Here is a 14,683-nt window from a genome sequence, read left to right as displayed (position 1 = left end):
CAAGCCCACTATGACTAGCCTGTGTTCGTCATGCCGATCGTCTGTTGAAATTTCGAACATATGGGAGGGGGCCGGCTGTGGGACGCCTCGTACCTGCCGTGACCCGGGCTCTGGACATCCTGGAACTCTTCCTCGACGGGGACGGCACGCTCTCCGCCCCCGACATCGTGCGCCGGCTCCGGCTGCCGCGCACCACCGTGCACGAACTGGTCACCACGCTCTGTGCCCGCTCGTACATCGTGCAGGTGCCGGGGCAGCCGGGACGCTATCGCCTCGGCGTCCGGCCCTACCAGCTCGGCAGCCGGTACGCCGAGCAGCTCGACCTCGCCGCCGAGGGCCAGCAGGTCGCCCGCTCCGTCGCCGAGACCTGCGACGAGACCGTGCACGTGGCGATCCTCGAAGGCACCGACGTCATCTACATCGCGAAGGTCGACTCCACGCACGCCGTCCGCATGGTCTCCGCGGCCGGCCGGCGTCTTCCCGCGCACTGCACCTCCGTCGGCAAGATGCTCCTCGCCTCCCTGCCCGAGCAGCAGCTGACCGCGCGCATCCCCGACGACGCCGACCTCGTCGCCATGACGCCCAACAGCATCACCGAACCGGGAGCCCTGCGCGAGGCACTCGCGGAGATCCGCCGCCACGGGGTCGCCGTCGAGAACCGGGAGTCCAACCCGGACGTCAGCTGTGTCGCCGCCCCCGTCCGCGACCGCACGGGACAGGTCGTCGCCGCGCTCTCCATCTCCGTGCCGATGATCCGCTGGAGCGACGAGCGCCGCGCCGAGCTGGAGCAGCTCGCCGCGAAGGGCGCGGCGCAACTGTCCGAGCGCCTCGGCCACCGGAACGTGGGATGACGGCCGTCGAGGTCGCGGTCCGCGCCCACGCCGCGCTCGGCGAGGGCCCCACCTGGGACGGCGCGGCCGACCGCCTGATCTGGGTCGACATCCTCGGCTCCCGCGTCCACACCTACGATCCCGCCACCGGCCGCCGTACGGTGCTGGCCACCGAGCAGCACGTGGGCGCGGCCAAGCCCCGCGCGGGCGGCGGCCTGGTCGTCAACCTCCGTGACGGGGTGGGCCTCTACCCGCCCGCGTCGTCCGGCGGCTCCACCGACTCCGGGGAACCCGCGGGCACGGCGGCCCCGTTCCGCTGGCTGCACCGCGAACCCGTCCCGGGGCGCCGGGCCAACGACGCGGCAGTCGCCCCCGACGGCTCGCTGTGGTGCGGAACGATGCGCTACGACGAGGCACCGGGCGGCGGCACCCTGACCCGGATCGCACCCGACGGCACGGTCCGCCCGATCCTCGACGACGTCGCCGTCAGCAACGGCACCGGCTGGAGCCCGGACGGCCGCCGCGTCTACTATGTCGACTCGCCGACCCGACGCATCGACGTGTTCGACCTGGACGACGCCCAACTCCCGTGTAATCGCCGGGTGTTCGTGACCATCGAGGACGGCTTTCCCGACGGTCTGACGGTGGACGCCGACGGCGGTGTCTGGGTGGCCCTCTGGGACGGCGGGGCGGTCCGCCGCTACACGCCGGACGGCGGACTCGACCGGGTCGTCCCCCTGCCGGTCCGCCGCCCCACCGCCTGCGCCTTCGGCGGCACCGGCCTCACCGACCTCTACATCACCACCGCCCGCACCGGAATGAGCCGTCCCCACCCGCTGTCCGGCTCCCTGCTGGTGGTCCCGGGAGCCGGAAAGGGCCTGCGACAGCCGCCGTTCGCCGGATAGCGGCGCCGCCGGACCTACCGCGCGGCGCCGGGGGAGTCGACCGGGGTCACCGGAACGCCTCCGGCCGCGCTGCCCAGCAGGGTCAGTTCCACCCGCCCCGGGCCCGCCGGAGTGGTCCCGTCGGACAGCACGGCGAGGGCCAGGGTGTTGGAGCCCCGGGTGCGCAGCACCCCGTTGGGCAGCACGAACGTGTGCTGGGGGCCCACGTCGTTGATGTACTGGCCCATGTTCCAGCCGTTCAGGAAGATCTGGACGCGGTAGGCGCGGGCCGCGTCGTCGGTGAGGGTGAGGCCGATCGACGCGTCCACCCCGCTCTCGACGGCGAGCCGGAACCCGGTGCGGTACCAGGTGACGCCCTGCCGCTTCTCGGCGCGCGGAAGGTCCACGAGCTTCCAGTCGCCGTCGGCGAACCCGGGCAGATGCCAGCCGTGCCGTTCCCCGTGCAGGCCGCCGTTGTTGAGCGGCCCGCGCACCGGGTCGGGGGCCGCCTCGCCCTGGATGCGCCAGTCGATCGCGGGGGCCGCCCCGGCGAGGGTCACGGCCGTCAGTCCGCGGGCGGCCTTGTGGCTGTCGTTCGCCCTGCCGTCCTCGTCGTGCTGCATCCGGCGGACCAGCACGGACAGCACGTGGGACCGGCCCGGCCGCGGCCGGACCGGGAAGGTCGCGGTGGCCGACCAGGTGCCCTGCCGCACGGTCTTCTTGTCCGGCACCGGCATCCGGTGCGTGCCCAGCGGTTCGCCGTCCAGCCACGCCATCAACAGTCCCTGGGCTCCCGCGACATAGGAGAGCGCCACGGACTCGGCGGCGCCCGCGGCGCCGTCGTCCTCGAAGCGGCCCCGGTACCAGACGTCTCCGTAGTGGAAGCCGTAGTCGTCCGCGAACAGCACGGGCTGCCCGGCGGGGACGGGGGTGACGCTGTACGAGGTCTTCCGGTCGGCGACCCGCCACGCCGAGTCGTCGTGGTCGGCGGCGGACTCGGGGTTCTCGGCGGACCGGCGCCAGGTGGTCAGGGCGGGCAGCCGCACCGACGGCACCCCGGGCAGCCGCTGTTCGGCGCGCAGGCTCCCCGAGGTGGTGGCACGGGATCGCAAGGTGCCCTGGTTCCATACGAGTTCGGTCATTCCGCGCGGCCCCCACACCTCCAGGTCCGCCGCGTCCACGGTGTCCCCGGTGAGATGGAGGGTGCCGCCGCGCAGGGCCGCCGTGCGCAGCAGCGCCGGACCGCGTACCAGGACCGGGCCCGACGGGGTGTCGTAGCGCCACAGCCGGCGGGAGCTCTCGTCGTCGGCGAGCAGCAGCAGGAGGGGAGCCGTGACGCCGCCGCCCTCGACCAGGACGCGGGTGACGCCGTCCAGCCGGGCGTCGATCCGCAGCACCCCGTCCTCGAAACCGTGCCGCGCGGTGCCGTCCAGCACGGTGACCGTCGGTTCGCTCGCCGCGTCCAGGCAGGTGCGGGTCGACTCTCCGGAGCGGCCGGTGAACACGGCGATGTCCTGGCGTCCTGCGGTCAGACGGAGCATCGGCTGGGCCGTCGAGTACCGCAGCGTCCGCCGCCCCAGGGAGATCCCGGTGACGAGGAGCCGCGCGTCGAGGCCGGGCACCGGTACCGGGACGGTCGTCCCCGCGAGCGGCACCGAGGCCACCGCCTCGGCGGCCGAGTCGTTGCGCAGCACGTGGACGTGCGCCTTCGTGTCCGGGTTGACCAGGTGGTAGGTCTTGATGCCGAGATCGGCGCCCAGGTCGTCGGTCGGGATCGCCTCGGCACGGTCCAGCTTCGCCAACTCCGGCACCGAGTGCAGCAGTTGACCGATCTGGTGCATGGGGGTGAGCTTCTCGGTCGGTTGCCGCCCCTCGTCGAGGGCGGCCCCGTAGTCGTACGAGGTGTAGACGATCGGTGCGGGCAGCCAGCCCCAGGACGTGCCGCCGAAGGTCATGTAGACGTTGTGGACCGTGATGCCGTTGGCGAGGTTGGTGAGGTAGAACCGGCGCTCGTAGGCCGCGTCGCGGGTGCGGCGGGACTCCGCGTACCCCTTGCCGTCGAACTCGGCGCCGCCCCACGGGTCGAACCAACCGCCGCCGAACTCGGGGATGAATCCGGGGGTGTCCGGGCTCGCTGTCGCGCCGCCCTTCGTGCCGCCGACGCCGAAGTGGCCCCAGTCCGGTGGTGTCTTGAAGGGGGACGGGTAGCCGTCGAAGCCGTACAGGTAGCGGCCCCGCTCGCCGCCGGTGTCGAAGGTGCCCGGCGCCCAGTGGCCGTTGCGGCCCTTGTCGTTGTGGAAGAGCGGCACGTCGATGCCGTCGGCCCGGACCTTCGCGTAGAGGTGTGCCATGTAGTCGCGGCCGGCGGGCTCGGTCACGTGGTTGTCGTACTCGTTCTCCAGTTGGTAGAGGACGACCGTGCCGCCGCCGTCGGTGTACTGGTGGCGGGCGACGATCCGGTCGACGGCGGTCAGCCACTGGTCGACGTGCTTCAGGTATGTCGGGTCGGAGGTGCGGGCCACGCCCGGGGTGGCGGTCAGCCAGCCGGGGAAGCCGCCCGCGTCGACCTCGGCGTTGATGTAGGGACCGGGGCGCAGGATGACGTACAACCCGGTCTCGGCGGCGGTGCGCAGGAACAGGTCGAGGTCGCGGACCCCGGTGAAGTCGTACGTCCCGGGGGCGGGGGAGTGGTAGTTCCACGCGACGTAGATGCTGACCGTGTTGTAGCCGTGGGCGCGCAGCTTCTGCAGGACGTCCCGCCACAGGGACGGGCTCGGCAGCCGGAACGGGTGGACCTCGCCGGACCAGATCACCAGGCGCCGGCCGTCGACGAGCATCGAGTAGCGGTCGAAGCCGACGGTGTGCTTCCGGCCGTCGGCTCCGGGCGGCGCGGGGGCGGGCCCGGTGGGTGCGAGGACCGCCCTTCCGGCCGCGCTCGCCACGTCGCTTCCGCTGCCGCCGAGGGAGAAGCCGAGTGCTGCGGTGCCGGCGAGTGCGCTGAAGGTACGTCTGCTCAACACCATGCGGGTCCTCCCGGGGACGGCGATGGGGACCCCCCGGCCGGGCCGGGCCCGAGCACCCGGGGGAGGGTGCGGCCATTGTCCACACAGGCAGGTCATTTCATGGTCATATGAGGTTCCCGGCGCGGGCGGATTACGCGGTATGGGCGGTATGGCGGACGCCGCCGCCCGGTGGACGACGGCATCCTCCTCTCCCGCGCACACGCCGCGGAACCCTCGCGGCCGGGAGGCGTCCGGCCGTCGGGAGAGCGGGTACCGCCGACGGGACGTCAGGCCGCCGTCGGTGAACGTGAAGTGGGCGTCGGGCCGGACGAGGCCGTGCGCGGCGGGTCGGCGGCCGGAGCGGCCGGGGAAGGTCAGCGGGCCGTCTTCGCTATCGACGTCAGGACCGCCTCCGGATCGCCCCCCGGGGCGACGGCCGCACCGATCCTCGACCGGATCGAGGCCGACACCCGCGACCAGTCCGTCTCGGCGAGCGGGTACAGGTCCATGCCGTCCAGGGCGTCGAGACCGTGCCGGAGGGCGCTGTAGCGGCGGTCGGCGCGCAGGTCCGCGGCCACCGTCGCGGTGACCGGGAGCAGCTGGTACTCGGTGGCCTGCTCACGGACGTACTTGTCGCCGTACAGGAAGTCGAGGAACGCGCCCGCCTCCTTGCGGTGGCCGCCCTGTTCGAACGCGACGACCCAGTCGGCGGTGCCCATGGTCGGCACGTCCTTGCCGGTGCTGCCGGGCAGCGCGACGGTGCCGTACGGCACGTTCTGCGAGGAGTCGTCGATCTGCCGCATCAGCGAGAGCGGGGCGTTCACCATGCCGGCCTCGCCGTCGACGAAGGCGGTGAGCGCCGCGCTCCGGTTCAGCCTGCCGGGTGCCACCGGGCCGGTGAGTCCCGGCTCGACGAGGTTCGTCCTGAGCCAGGTGAGCGCCGAGACGTTGGCCTGGGAGACGAGGTCGTAGCCCCCGGTGCCGCCGGTGTAGCCGCCCTCGCCCGCGAGCAGCCATCCCAGCGTCTCCGCCTCCGCCTCCTCGGGCCCGAGCGGCAGCGCGATCGGGTACTTCACGCCGCGCGCCTTCAACGCCCGTGCGTCAGCGGCGAGTTCCTGCCAGGTGGTGGGGACGTCGAGGCCGGCGCGCCGGAACAGGTCCTTGTTGTAGTAGAGCAGCCGGGTGCTCGCGGTGAACGGCATCGCGTACTGCGTGCCGTTCACCTTCCCGGCGTCCGCGAGGCTGCGGACGAACCCGGCCTGCACGGGGATCGAGAGCACCTCGTCGGCGGAGTAGAGCTGTCCGGCGGCCGCGTACTGGGCGAAGCTGCCGCTCTGCACGATGTCGGGCGCCTTGCCCCGCTTCACCAGCGCGGCGACCTTCGCGTCCACGGTGCCGGCCGGGTAGACCGTCGTCACCACCCGCACGCCGGGGTGGGCGGCCTGAAAGGCGAGTCCGACGCGGTCCCAGTAGCCCTGCGAGTTCTTGTGGACGCTGTCGCCGTAGTTGGTCGCGACGACGGTCAGCGTGGTGGTCCCCGCGTCCTCCGTCCCCTGCCCCGCTCCGCAGCCGGCCGCACTCGCCGTGAGGCCGAGCGCGGCCGTCATCGTCACCATGATCCGGGCTCTGCGACGCACGGTCACCACCTCTGTTCCAGCCACGCTCGACGCGCGTAGACGAGAAGCGTCGATCGTAGGCCCGGGGGCGGGTGGCGCACAGGGCCGGGCCGGTTGCGTTTTGGTTCCGGCGGTGTGTCGGCGCCGACGCCGTGTCGAGGGGTGCGCGGTGCGCAAAGGTGTCGCCGGACCCTGTCCGGGGCCCGGCAGCGGGAGCAGGGAGAGGGGCCTGCGCGGGCCGCCGAAGGGCCCGTCGCGGGTGGCCTGTTCAGCCCGCCTGGTTGTAGAGCATCGCGCCGACGGCTCCCCAGCCGCCGTTCGACTGTGGTGGAGGAGGGGGTTCGGGCTGGGTCCTGCCGCGGACCTGAGCGGCCGTCAGCCCGCCCTGCGCGCCGAGCGACGCGGCGTTCGCCATGCCGGGCATGCCCGTCTGCGCGGCGGCCGGCTGGAGTCCGGCCGGCTGGGCCGGGCTCCAGCCCGCCGCCGGCGGCATCTGCGCGGGCATCGCGCCCGGTCCCTGCGCCGCCGCGGGCCAGTTGCCGGGCTGCGGCACGCCCGGGGGCGCGGCCTGCGGTGCGGCGTAGGCGGCGGCCGCGTACGGCTGCGGGGCGGGCCGGCCCGGGGCCGCCGCGGGCTGCTGGTCCGGGAAGATCACGGCGGCGGCCGGCCGTACGGGCGGAGCGGGCGGCAGGACGGGCGCCGGGGCGGCGGCCGGTGCGGGCCGGACCTGGGGGGCGGTCCCGGGCCAGGCGCCCGCCTGGGCGGCCAGCCCCTGCATTCCGGCGCCGTTGGTGGCGCCGACCAGGCGGTCGACGGCCGCCGTACCCGAGCTGTAGCCGGTCCCTGTGCTCAGCTCCGGTACGGCGGCTCCCCTCCTGGACCCGTAGAGCACCTGCTCCAGACCGGACACCAGGCGACGTACGTCGGCCTGGGGGCGCACCACGAGTCTCAGGAAGCGGCTGGACGAACCGATCTTGTTGCCGCACTCGCGGACCAGGATGCGGTGCTCGGTGAGCAGCCGGTCCCGGACCACGGTCCCCTCGGCGCCCACGGGAAGGCGTACGAAGAGGAAGTTGCCCTGCGAGGGGTAGACCGTCAGGCCGGGCAGCGCGGCCAGTTCGCGGGCCATGTCGAGCCGGTCGCGGCGGACCATGTGGAGGCTCTCCATGTACTCGGCGCCGTGCTCCTTGAGCATGAACACCACGTACTCCGCGAAGGAGTTGAGGTTCCACTTGGGCAGCATCGAGCGGACCTTGCCGGCCAGCGCGGGGTTCGCGACGAGGTACCCGAAGCGGATGCCGTGCAGCCCGAAGTTCTTGCCGAGGCTGCGCAGCACGATGACGTTGGGCCGCATCACCGCGTCCTCGACGACGCTCGGCTCGGACTCGGCGTCGGCGAACTCCAGGAACGACTCGTCGATGACGATCAGGTCCAGGTCGGCCATCGCGTCCATGAACTGGATGACGGACTGACGGGGCAGGAAGCCGCCGTCGGGGTTGTTCGGATTGCACAGGACCGCGACCCGGGTGCCGCGGGCGCGGATGAACTTCGCGTACGCGGCGAGGTCGAGGGCGAAGCCGGTGGACTCCTGGAGCGGGAACATGTCGACCCGCTTGCCGGTCTCCATGGGCTGGTCGGTCCAGCGGCCGAACGTGGGGACGGGGATGGCGAGGGACTCTCGGACCAGCAGGTGGTCGATCCAGGTGATGAGCTCGGTGGAACCGTTGCCCATCGCGACGCACTGCGGCGGAAGCCGGAGCAGCGAGCACAGCTCGGCGGTGATGGTGTCGGCGCTGCTCGGGTAATAGGTGATGATCTCGCGCAGCCGGCTCGCGAGTTCGTCGAACATCGCGGGGGTGGGGAAGTACGGGTTGCACGGAATGCAGAAGTCCACGGGTCCGGCTCCGTCACCCTCCCGCGTCAGTGCGGCCATCGACGGGCTGTGCGCCGCGGTGCCGCGAAAGAGCGAGGTGACATTGCCTGCCATGGAACCTCCGTAGGGGGCGGGCCCGCTGGGGAGGACGGGCCCTCGGACGTGGGGTGGCCCGTGCGGGGGAGCACGGGCCGCCCTTCCATACGGATGCGGATGTGGCGCTGTTCAATCGCCGGGAAATCGTGTGGACCCGGTGAACCGGTGGTGAAGGTCGGTCACGGACCGAACGTGTGCACGGTGCTCGTCCGGTACGTCCGCCCCGGTCGCAGCACCGTCGAGGGGAACGACGGGTGGTTCGGGGAGTCCGGGAAGTGCTGGGTCTCCAGGCACAGCGCGTCCCCCTGGCGGTAGATGTGACCGCCGGTGCCGAGCAGGGTGCCGTCCAGGAAGTTGCCCGAGTAGAACTGCAGGCCCGGCTCGGTCGTCGCGATCCTCAGCCGGCGCCCCGAGGACGGGTCCCGGAGGGTCGCCACGTGCTCGGGCCGGGCGGAGATGCCCTTGTCGAGGACCCAGTTGTGGTCGATGCCCTGGCCGTAGAGGAGTTGCTGGTGGCCGACCCGGATGTCCTCGCCGACCGTCTTCGTGCGGCGGAAGTCGAACGGGGTGCCCGCGACCCGGGCCAGCTCGCCGGTCGGGATCAGGCCCGCGTCGACCGGGGTGTAGCGGGCGGCGGCGATCTCCAGCTCGTGGTCGTAGATCGAGCCGCTGCCCTCACCGGCGAGGTTCCAGTAGACGTGACTGGTGAGGTTGACGACGGTGGCCCGGTCGGTGGTCGCCTCGTAGTCGATGCGCCAGTCGCCGTGCCGGTTCAGGGTGTAGGTGACCTTGACGCGGAGCGTGCCGGGGTAGCCCATCTCGCCGTCGGCGCTGGTGTAGCGCAGGACGAGTCCGACGTCGGTGCCGGAGGTGAAGCCCTCCACGTCCCAGACCCGCTTGTCGAAGCCCTGGGCGCCGCCGTGCAGGCTGTTGACGCCGTCGTTGACGGAGAGCTGGTGGGTGGTGCCGTCGAGAGTGAACCGCCCCTTGGCGATCCGGTTGCCGTACCGGCCGATCAGCGCCCCGAAGTAGGGGCTCTTCGCGACGTAGTCGTCGAGACCGGCGAAGCCGAGGACGACGTTGCGGTACCGGCCGTGCCGGTCGGGGAGTTCCAGGGACTGGACGATCCCGCCGTACGACAGGACCTTGAGGCGGGTTCCGCCGTTCTCCAGCGACCACCGGTGGACCTTCGTCCCGTCGGCGAGTCTGCCGAAGATCTCCTTGGCGGGCCCGCCGCCTGCGGAGGCGTGCGCCGTTCCGACACCGGCGGCGGCCGTGAGCCCCGCCGCCGTCGCCGCTGTGATGACCGTACGTCTGCTCATGTCCATGTGCGGCTCCTGCACTGGAAGGGGCCCCGCCCGGCCGGGCGGGGCCCGGCCGACTTACGAACCGACCTTGCGCTTGTTCCACACGTCGAAGCCGACCGCCGCGAGCAGCACCAGGCCCTTGATGACCTGCTGCCAGTCGCTGCCGACGCCGACGAGGTTCATGCCGTTGTTCAGCACGCCCAGGACGAGACCGCCGATGATCGCGCCGAGGACCGTGCCCACGCCGCCGCTCATCGACGCGCCGCCGATGAACGAGGCCGCGATCGCTTCGAGTTCGAAGTTCAGACCGGCCTTGGGCGAGGCCGCGTTGAAGCGGGCGGCGAAGACCAGACCCGCCAGGGCCGCGAGCATGCCCATGTTCAGGAAGACCAGGAAGGTGACCTTCTTGTCCTTCACGCCCGACAGCTTCGCCGCCGGGAGGTTGCCGCCGATCGCGTAGATGTGCCGGCCGATGACCGCGTTGCGCATCAGGTAGCCGAAGCCGGCGACCAGGACGCCGAGGATCAGCAGGACCACCGGAGCACCCTTGTAGCTGGCGAGCAGCAGGGTGACGGTGAACACCGCGGCGATCAGCGCGACGAGCTTGAGCAGGAAGAGGTTCCGGGGCAGGACGTCGAGGGAGAACTCCTGCTGCCGCTTGCGGTCGCGGACCTCCTGGAACACCACGAAGGCGATGAGGGCGAGGCCGAGCAGCAGCGTGAGGTTGTGGTAGTTCGTGTCGGGCCCGACCTCGGGCAGGAAGCTGTTGGCGACCTTCTGCAGACCCTCGGGGAACGGGCCGATCGTCTGGCCCTGGAGGAAGATCTCGGTCAGACCGCGGAAGGTCAGCATGCCCGCGAGGGTCACGATGAACGACGGTATGCCGAGGTACGCGATGAGGAAGCCCTGTGCCGCGCCCGCGGCCGCGCCGATGGCCAGGCACAGCACCAGGGCGAGCGGCCAGGAGAGGTCGTGGTTGACCATCAGCACGGCGCCGATCGCGCCCACGAACGCCGTCAGCGAGCCGACCGACAGGTCGATGTGACCCGCGATGATGACGAGCATCATGCCGATCGCGAGGATCAGGATGTAGCTGTTCTGCAGCACCAGGTTGGAGACGTTGCGGGGCAGCAGCAGGTCACCATTGGTCCACACGGCGAACAGCACCACGATCAGACCGAGGGCGAACAGCATGCCGTACTGCCGCATGTTGCGGCGCATGCCGTCCAGCATCAGCTGGAGCAGGCTCCCTCCCGTGTCCGAGCCGCTCTTGCCGGCCGGCGCGGGGGCCGGCGTCTTGGCGGTCACATCCGTGCTCATCGGGTTACCTCTTTGTCCTTTGTCATCTGACGCATCAGCGTTTCCTGCGAGGCTTCCGCCCGCGAGAACTCACCCGTCAGCCGTCCCGCTGCCATCGTGTAGATGCGGTCGCACATGCCGAGCAGCTCCGGCAGCTCGGAGGAGATGAAGACGACGGCCTTGCCCTCGGCCGCCAGCCGGTCGATGACCGTGTAGATCTCGAACTTGGCGCCCACGTCGATCCCGCGGGTCGGCTCGTCCAGGATCAGCACCTCGGGCCCCGCGAAGATCCACTTGCTGAGGACGACCTTCTGCTGGTTGCCGCCCGACAGCTTGCCCACCGGCTCGAAGACGGTCGGCGCCTTGATGTTCATGGAGGTGCGGAACCCCTCGGAGACCTGCCGCTCCTCGTGCTCGTCGACGATCCCGCGCCGGGCGACCTTGCCCAGCGCGCTGAGCGTGATGTTGCGGTTGATCGTGTCGATGAGGTTGAGGCCGTAGTGCTTGCGGTCCTCGGTGACGTACGCGATCCCGTGCCCGACCGCCTGGGACACGGTCTTCGTCCGGATCTCCTTGCCGTCCCTGAGCACCGTGCCGCCCGCGTAGCGGCCGTAGGCGCGCCCGAACACGTTCATCGCGAGTTCGGTGCGCCCGGCGCCCATGAGCCCGGCGATGCCCACGATCTCACCGCGGCGCACGGAGATCGACACGTCGTCGACCACCTTGCGCTGCTGGTCGATCGGGTGGAACACGGTCCAGTCGCGGATCTCCAGGGCGGGCGCGGCGCCCGCCTCGGGGTGATGCGGGGTCCGCTCCGGGAAACGGTGTTCCAGGTCGCGGCCCACCATGCCGCTGATGATCCGGTCCTCGGTGGTCTGCGCGGCCTTCACGTCGAGCGTCTCGATGGTCCGCCCGTCGCGCAGGATGGTCACCGAGTCCGCGACCCGCTCGATCTCGTTCAGCTTGTGGGAGATGATGATCGAGGTCATGCCCTGGTTCTTCAACTCCAGGATGAGATCCAGGAGTTTGCCGCTGTCCTCGTCGTTCAGGGCGGCGGTGGGCTCGTCCAGGATGAGCAGCTTCACCTTCTTCGACAGCGCCTTCGCGATCTCGACGAGCTGCTGCTTGCCCACGCCGATGTCGGCGACGCGGGTCTGCGGGTTCTCGTCGAGCCCGACCCGCCGCAGCAGTTCGGACGCGTGCCGCAGGGTCTCGGTCCAGCTGATGAGCCCGCGGGTGGCGTGCTCGTTGCCGAGGAAGATGTTCTCCGCGATGGAGAGGTACGGCACCAGGGCCAGTTCCTGGTGGATGATCACGATGCCGTGCTGCTCACTGGCCCTGATGTCCTTGAAGGTGCAGACCTCCGAATCGAAGAGGATGTCCCCTTCGTAACTCCCGTGCGGGTGGACGCCGGAGAGGACCTTCATCAAGGTCGACTTGCCGGCGCCGTTCTCCCCGCAGATGGCATGGACCTCGCCCTGCTGGACGGTCAGAGTGACGTCCGACAGCGCCTTGACGCCGGGAAAGGTCTTGACGATCGAGCGCATTTCCAGGACGGGTCCCGCCATGGTCGTGCCTTCCAATCAGTAGGGGGCGGCGGTTACTTGAGGTCGGTGGCCTTGTAGTAGCCCGTGTCGACGAGCTCCTTCTCGTAGTTGGACTTGTCGACGCTGACCGGCTGCAGCAGGTACGCGGGGACGACCTTGGTGCCGTTGTCGTAGGTCTTGTCGTCGTTGATCTCGGGCTTCTTGCCCTTGAGCGCCGCGTCGACCATGTTCGAGGCCACCGTCGCCAGCTTGCGGGTGTCCTTGTAGACGGTCTGCGTCTGCTCGCCCGCGATGATCGACTTCACCGACGCGAGTTCGGCGTCCTGTCCGGTGACCACCGGCAGCGGCTTGCTCTTGGAGCCGTAGTCGTCCGACTTCAGGGACGAGAGGATGCCGATCGAGATGCCGTCGTAGGGCGACAGCACGGCGTCGACGTGCTCGCTCTTGTACGCCGAGGTGAGGATGTCGTCCATGCGCTTCTGCGCGGTGCCGCCGTCCCAGCGCAGCGTGGTGACCTGGGTGAGGTTGGTCTGCCCGGACTTCACGACGAGCTGCTTCTTGTCGATGTAGGGCTGGAGGACGTTCATCGCGCCCTGGAAGAAGTACTTCGTGTTGTTGTCGTCGTTGGAGCCGGCGAACAGCTCGACGTTGAACGGCCCCTTCTTGCTGCCGTCCTTCAGACCGAGCTTGTCGACGATGTAACCGCCCTGCAGTTCACCGACCTTGGTGTTGTCGAACGACGCGTAGTAGTCGACGTTCTTGCTGCCGAGGATCAGCCGGTCGTAGGAGATCACCGGGATCTTGGCGTCGGCGGCCTGCTGGAGCACGTTGTTCATCGACTTGTTGTCGATGGCGGCGATGATCAGCGCCTTCACACCCTGCGTGATCATGTTCTCGATCTGCGAGACCTGCTGGTCCGGGTCGTCCTCCCCGTACGCCAGCTTGGTCTTGTAGCCCTTCGCCTGGAGGTTCTTGACGACGTTGTTGCCGTCGGCGATCCAGCGCTCGGACGACTTCGTCGGCATCGAGATGCCGATCGTGGCGCCCTTGGTGCTGCCCGCCTTGTCGTCACTGCCGCCGTCACTGTCCTGCCCGCAGGCGGACAGGGTGAGGGCGAGGGAGGCGGCTCCGGCGATGGCGGCGAGGGCGGCTCTGCGGTTGCGCATGATGATCAGTCCTTGTTCTTCTCGTCGTTGAGAGAGGGCAGCGGGTCAGAGCGGGGTGACATCGGTGGGAAAGCGGTGGAGCGGGCCGGGCGTCCGGGAACCGAGCGGCGCCATGTCGCCGTCCGCGCCGTGCCGGGCGAGCAGGTCGAGCGCGAGCCGGCCGCGCCGTACGCGCTCCCGGGCGGTGCTCAGGGTCAGGTCCCGCAGATGGGTGCCGTACGGGTAGATCCCGGGGGCCTTGGAGAGCCCGAACTTCAGATAGAGCGGTGCGCCGCGCCGGATCAGCTCGGCGACCTCGTACATCCGCACGTACCCGCCGAGGTCGTCGGGGGCCTCGATGTACATGTCCATGGGGGCGGCGGAGATGCGCCGGATCTCCGTGAGGTGACCGAGCGTCAGGTCGCTCGGCACGTTGACCGAGTCGGCGCCGAGGTGCTCGTACACCGCGTACGCGGCCGGGTTGACCGGGCCGATCAGCGCCGAGACCTTGAGGGTGGTGTCCGCCGGGATGATTCCCGCGGTGCGTGCCCGGTGCAGCGTCCACAGCACCCCCTCGTCCGCGACGAGCAGGCACTTCACCCCCAGCTCCGTGGCACGGACGGCGTCCTCCACGCAGCCGGCGACCGCGTCGTGGCCGCGGGCGCGCAGCCCGCCGCCGCGCGAGTCGGTGCGGACCGAGGCGCCGATGTCCCAGGTGCCGCGCGGACCGGTGAACAGGCAGAGCTCGATGTCGCGTTCACCGGTGGCCTCGACCATCTCGGTGATCTCGTCGTCGGTGAGCATCCAGACACCGCTGCCCTGGCTGATCCGGTGGATGGGCACGTCGAGGCGCGAAGACTCCTTGAGGACCGCGGCCAGCGCCTCGGGGCCCTCGACGGAGGGCACCTCGGTGCGCCAACGGCCGCCTCCCGGGAACGTGTGCGGCGAGGCGTCGGCGGGGGAGAGGGCGGGCGCGCCCAGGCCGAGCGCGGCGAGCGCCCGCTCGCCGGGTCGCCGGGCTGCCGTGGGAGAGGCATCGGTCGTCACAAGCCGTCCTTCATGTTCGATATTTCGGACAAGGTTC

The 14,683-nt window shown here is 70.7% G+C and carries 10 protein-coding genes; 2 read left to right on the top strand and 8 right to left on the bottom strand.

Annotated elements, in window-relative coordinates; all coding sequences use genetic code 11:
• The first annotated feature begins 77 nt into the window (after positions 1-77).
• Positions 78-851 carry an IclR family transcriptional regulator gene (locus ACIRQH_RS24525; RefSeq protein ID WP_358818892.1) on the top strand — a complete coding sequence of 258 codons (774 nt, stop codon included), beginning with the start codon at positions 78-80 and terminating at the stop codon, positions 849-851.
• Positions 848-1,735, top strand: a complete 888-nt coding sequence (locus ACIRQH_RS24520) for an SMP-30/gluconolactonase/LRE family protein (RefSeq protein ID WP_388864725.1) — start codon at positions 848-850, stop codon at positions 1,733-1,735. Before ACIRQH_RS24525 ends, ACIRQH_RS24520 begins: the two co-directional genes overlap by 4 nt.
• Before the next feature lie 14 nt (positions 1,736-1,749).
• Here ACIRQH_RS24520 and ACIRQH_RS24515 read toward each other — a convergent pair whose 3' ends face one another.
• The 8 genes from ACIRQH_RS24515 to ACIRQH_RS24480 all read right to left on the bottom strand — a co-directional run bounded on the left by ACIRQH_RS24515 (position 1,750) and on the right by ACIRQH_RS24480 (position 14,646).
• Entirely contained in the window at positions 1,750-4,737 is a 2,988-nt protein-coding gene (locus ACIRQH_RS24515; protein WP_388864727.1) for a beta-galactosidase, read from the bottom strand.
• A gap of 353 nt (positions 4,738-5,090) precedes the next feature.
• Positions 5,091-6,353 carry an ABC transporter substrate-binding protein gene (locus ACIRQH_RS24510; protein WP_404226995.1) on the bottom strand — a complete coding sequence of 421 codons (1,263 nt, stop codon included), beginning with the start codon at positions 6,351-6,353 and terminating at the stop codon, positions 5,091-5,093.
• A gap of 247 nt (positions 6,354-6,600) precedes the next feature.
• Positions 6,601-8,319 carry a histidinol-phosphate transaminase gene (locus ACIRQH_RS24505; protein WP_358818888.1) on the bottom strand — a complete coding sequence of 573 codons (1,719 nt, stop codon included), beginning with the start codon at positions 8,317-8,319 and terminating at the stop codon, positions 6,601-6,603.
• Between the two features lie 161 nt (positions 8,320-8,480).
• Complete coding sequence (locus ACIRQH_RS24500; RefSeq protein ID WP_388929934.1) at positions 8,481-9,629, bottom strand: aldose epimerase family protein; 1,149 nt, start codon at positions 9,627-9,629, stop codon at positions 8,481-8,483.
• Between the two features lie 54 nt (positions 9,630-9,683).
• Positions 9,684-10,928, bottom strand: a complete 1,245-nt coding sequence (gene mmsB, locus ACIRQH_RS24495) for a multiple monosaccharide ABC transporter permease (protein WP_358818049.1) — start codon at positions 10,926-10,928, stop codon at positions 9,684-9,686.
• Positions 10,925-12,475: a multiple monosaccharide ABC transporter ATP-binding protein gene (gene mmsA, locus ACIRQH_RS24490; protein ID WP_388864734.1), complete on the bottom strand. Its 1,551-nt coding sequence runs from the start codon at positions 12,473-12,475 to the stop codon at positions 10,925-10,927. Before mmsA ends, mmsB begins: the two co-directional genes overlap by 4 nt.
• A gap of 32 nt (positions 12,476-12,507) precedes the next feature.
• On the bottom strand, positions 12,508-13,620 hold the full coding sequence (chvE, locus tag ACIRQH_RS24485) for a multiple monosaccharide ABC transporter substrate-binding protein (protein WP_388864736.1): 1,113 nt from the start codon (positions 13,618-13,620) through the stop codon (positions 12,508-12,510).
• A gap of 45 nt (positions 13,621-13,665) precedes the next feature.
• The gene (locus ACIRQH_RS24480) at positions 13,666-14,646 is read right to left on the bottom strand and encodes a hypothetical protein (RefSeq protein WP_358818052.1); all 981 of its coding nucleotides are present in this window, start codon (positions 14,644-14,646) and stop codon (positions 13,666-13,668) included.
• Positions 14,647-14,683 lie beyond the last annotated feature (37 nt).

It is taken from the genome of Streptomyces sp. NPDC102279 (genome assembly GCF_044766365.1).
Taxonomy (GTDB): Bacteria; Actinomycetota; Actinomycetes; order Streptomycetales; family Streptomycetaceae; genus Streptomyces.
This window is presented reverse-complemented; position numbering and strand designations above follow the sequence as displayed.

Excerpts from the sequence above, each read along its gene's own strand:
- ACIRQH_RS24520 (WP_388864725.1), top strand. The coding sequence starts at position 848 with ATGACGGCCGTCGAGGTCGCGGTCCGCGCCCACGCCGCGCTCGGCGAG.
- ACIRQH_RS24515 (WP_388864727.1), bottom strand. The coding sequence starts at position 4,737 with ATGGTGTTGAGCAGACGTACCTTCAGCGCACTCGCCGGCACCGCAGCA.
- ACIRQH_RS24505 (WP_358818888.1), bottom strand. The coding sequence starts at position 8,319 with ATGGCAGGCAATGTCACCTCGCTCTTTCGCGGCACCGCGGCGCACAGC.
- ACIRQH_RS24500 (WP_388929934.1), bottom strand. The coding sequence starts at position 9,629 with ATGGACATGAGCAGACGTACGGTCATCACAGCGGCGACGGCGGCGGGG.
- mmsB (WP_358818049.1), bottom strand. The coding sequence starts at position 10,928 with ATGAGCACGGATGTGACCGCCAAGACGCCGGCCCCCGCGCCGGCCGGC.
- mmsA (WP_388864734.1), bottom strand. The coding sequence starts at position 12,475 with ATGGCGGGACCCGTCCTGGAAATGCGCTCGATCGTCAAGACCTTTCCC.
- chvE (WP_388864736.1), bottom strand. The coding sequence starts at position 13,620 with ATGCGCAACCGCAGAGCCGCCCTCGCCGCCATCGCCGGAGCCGCCTCC.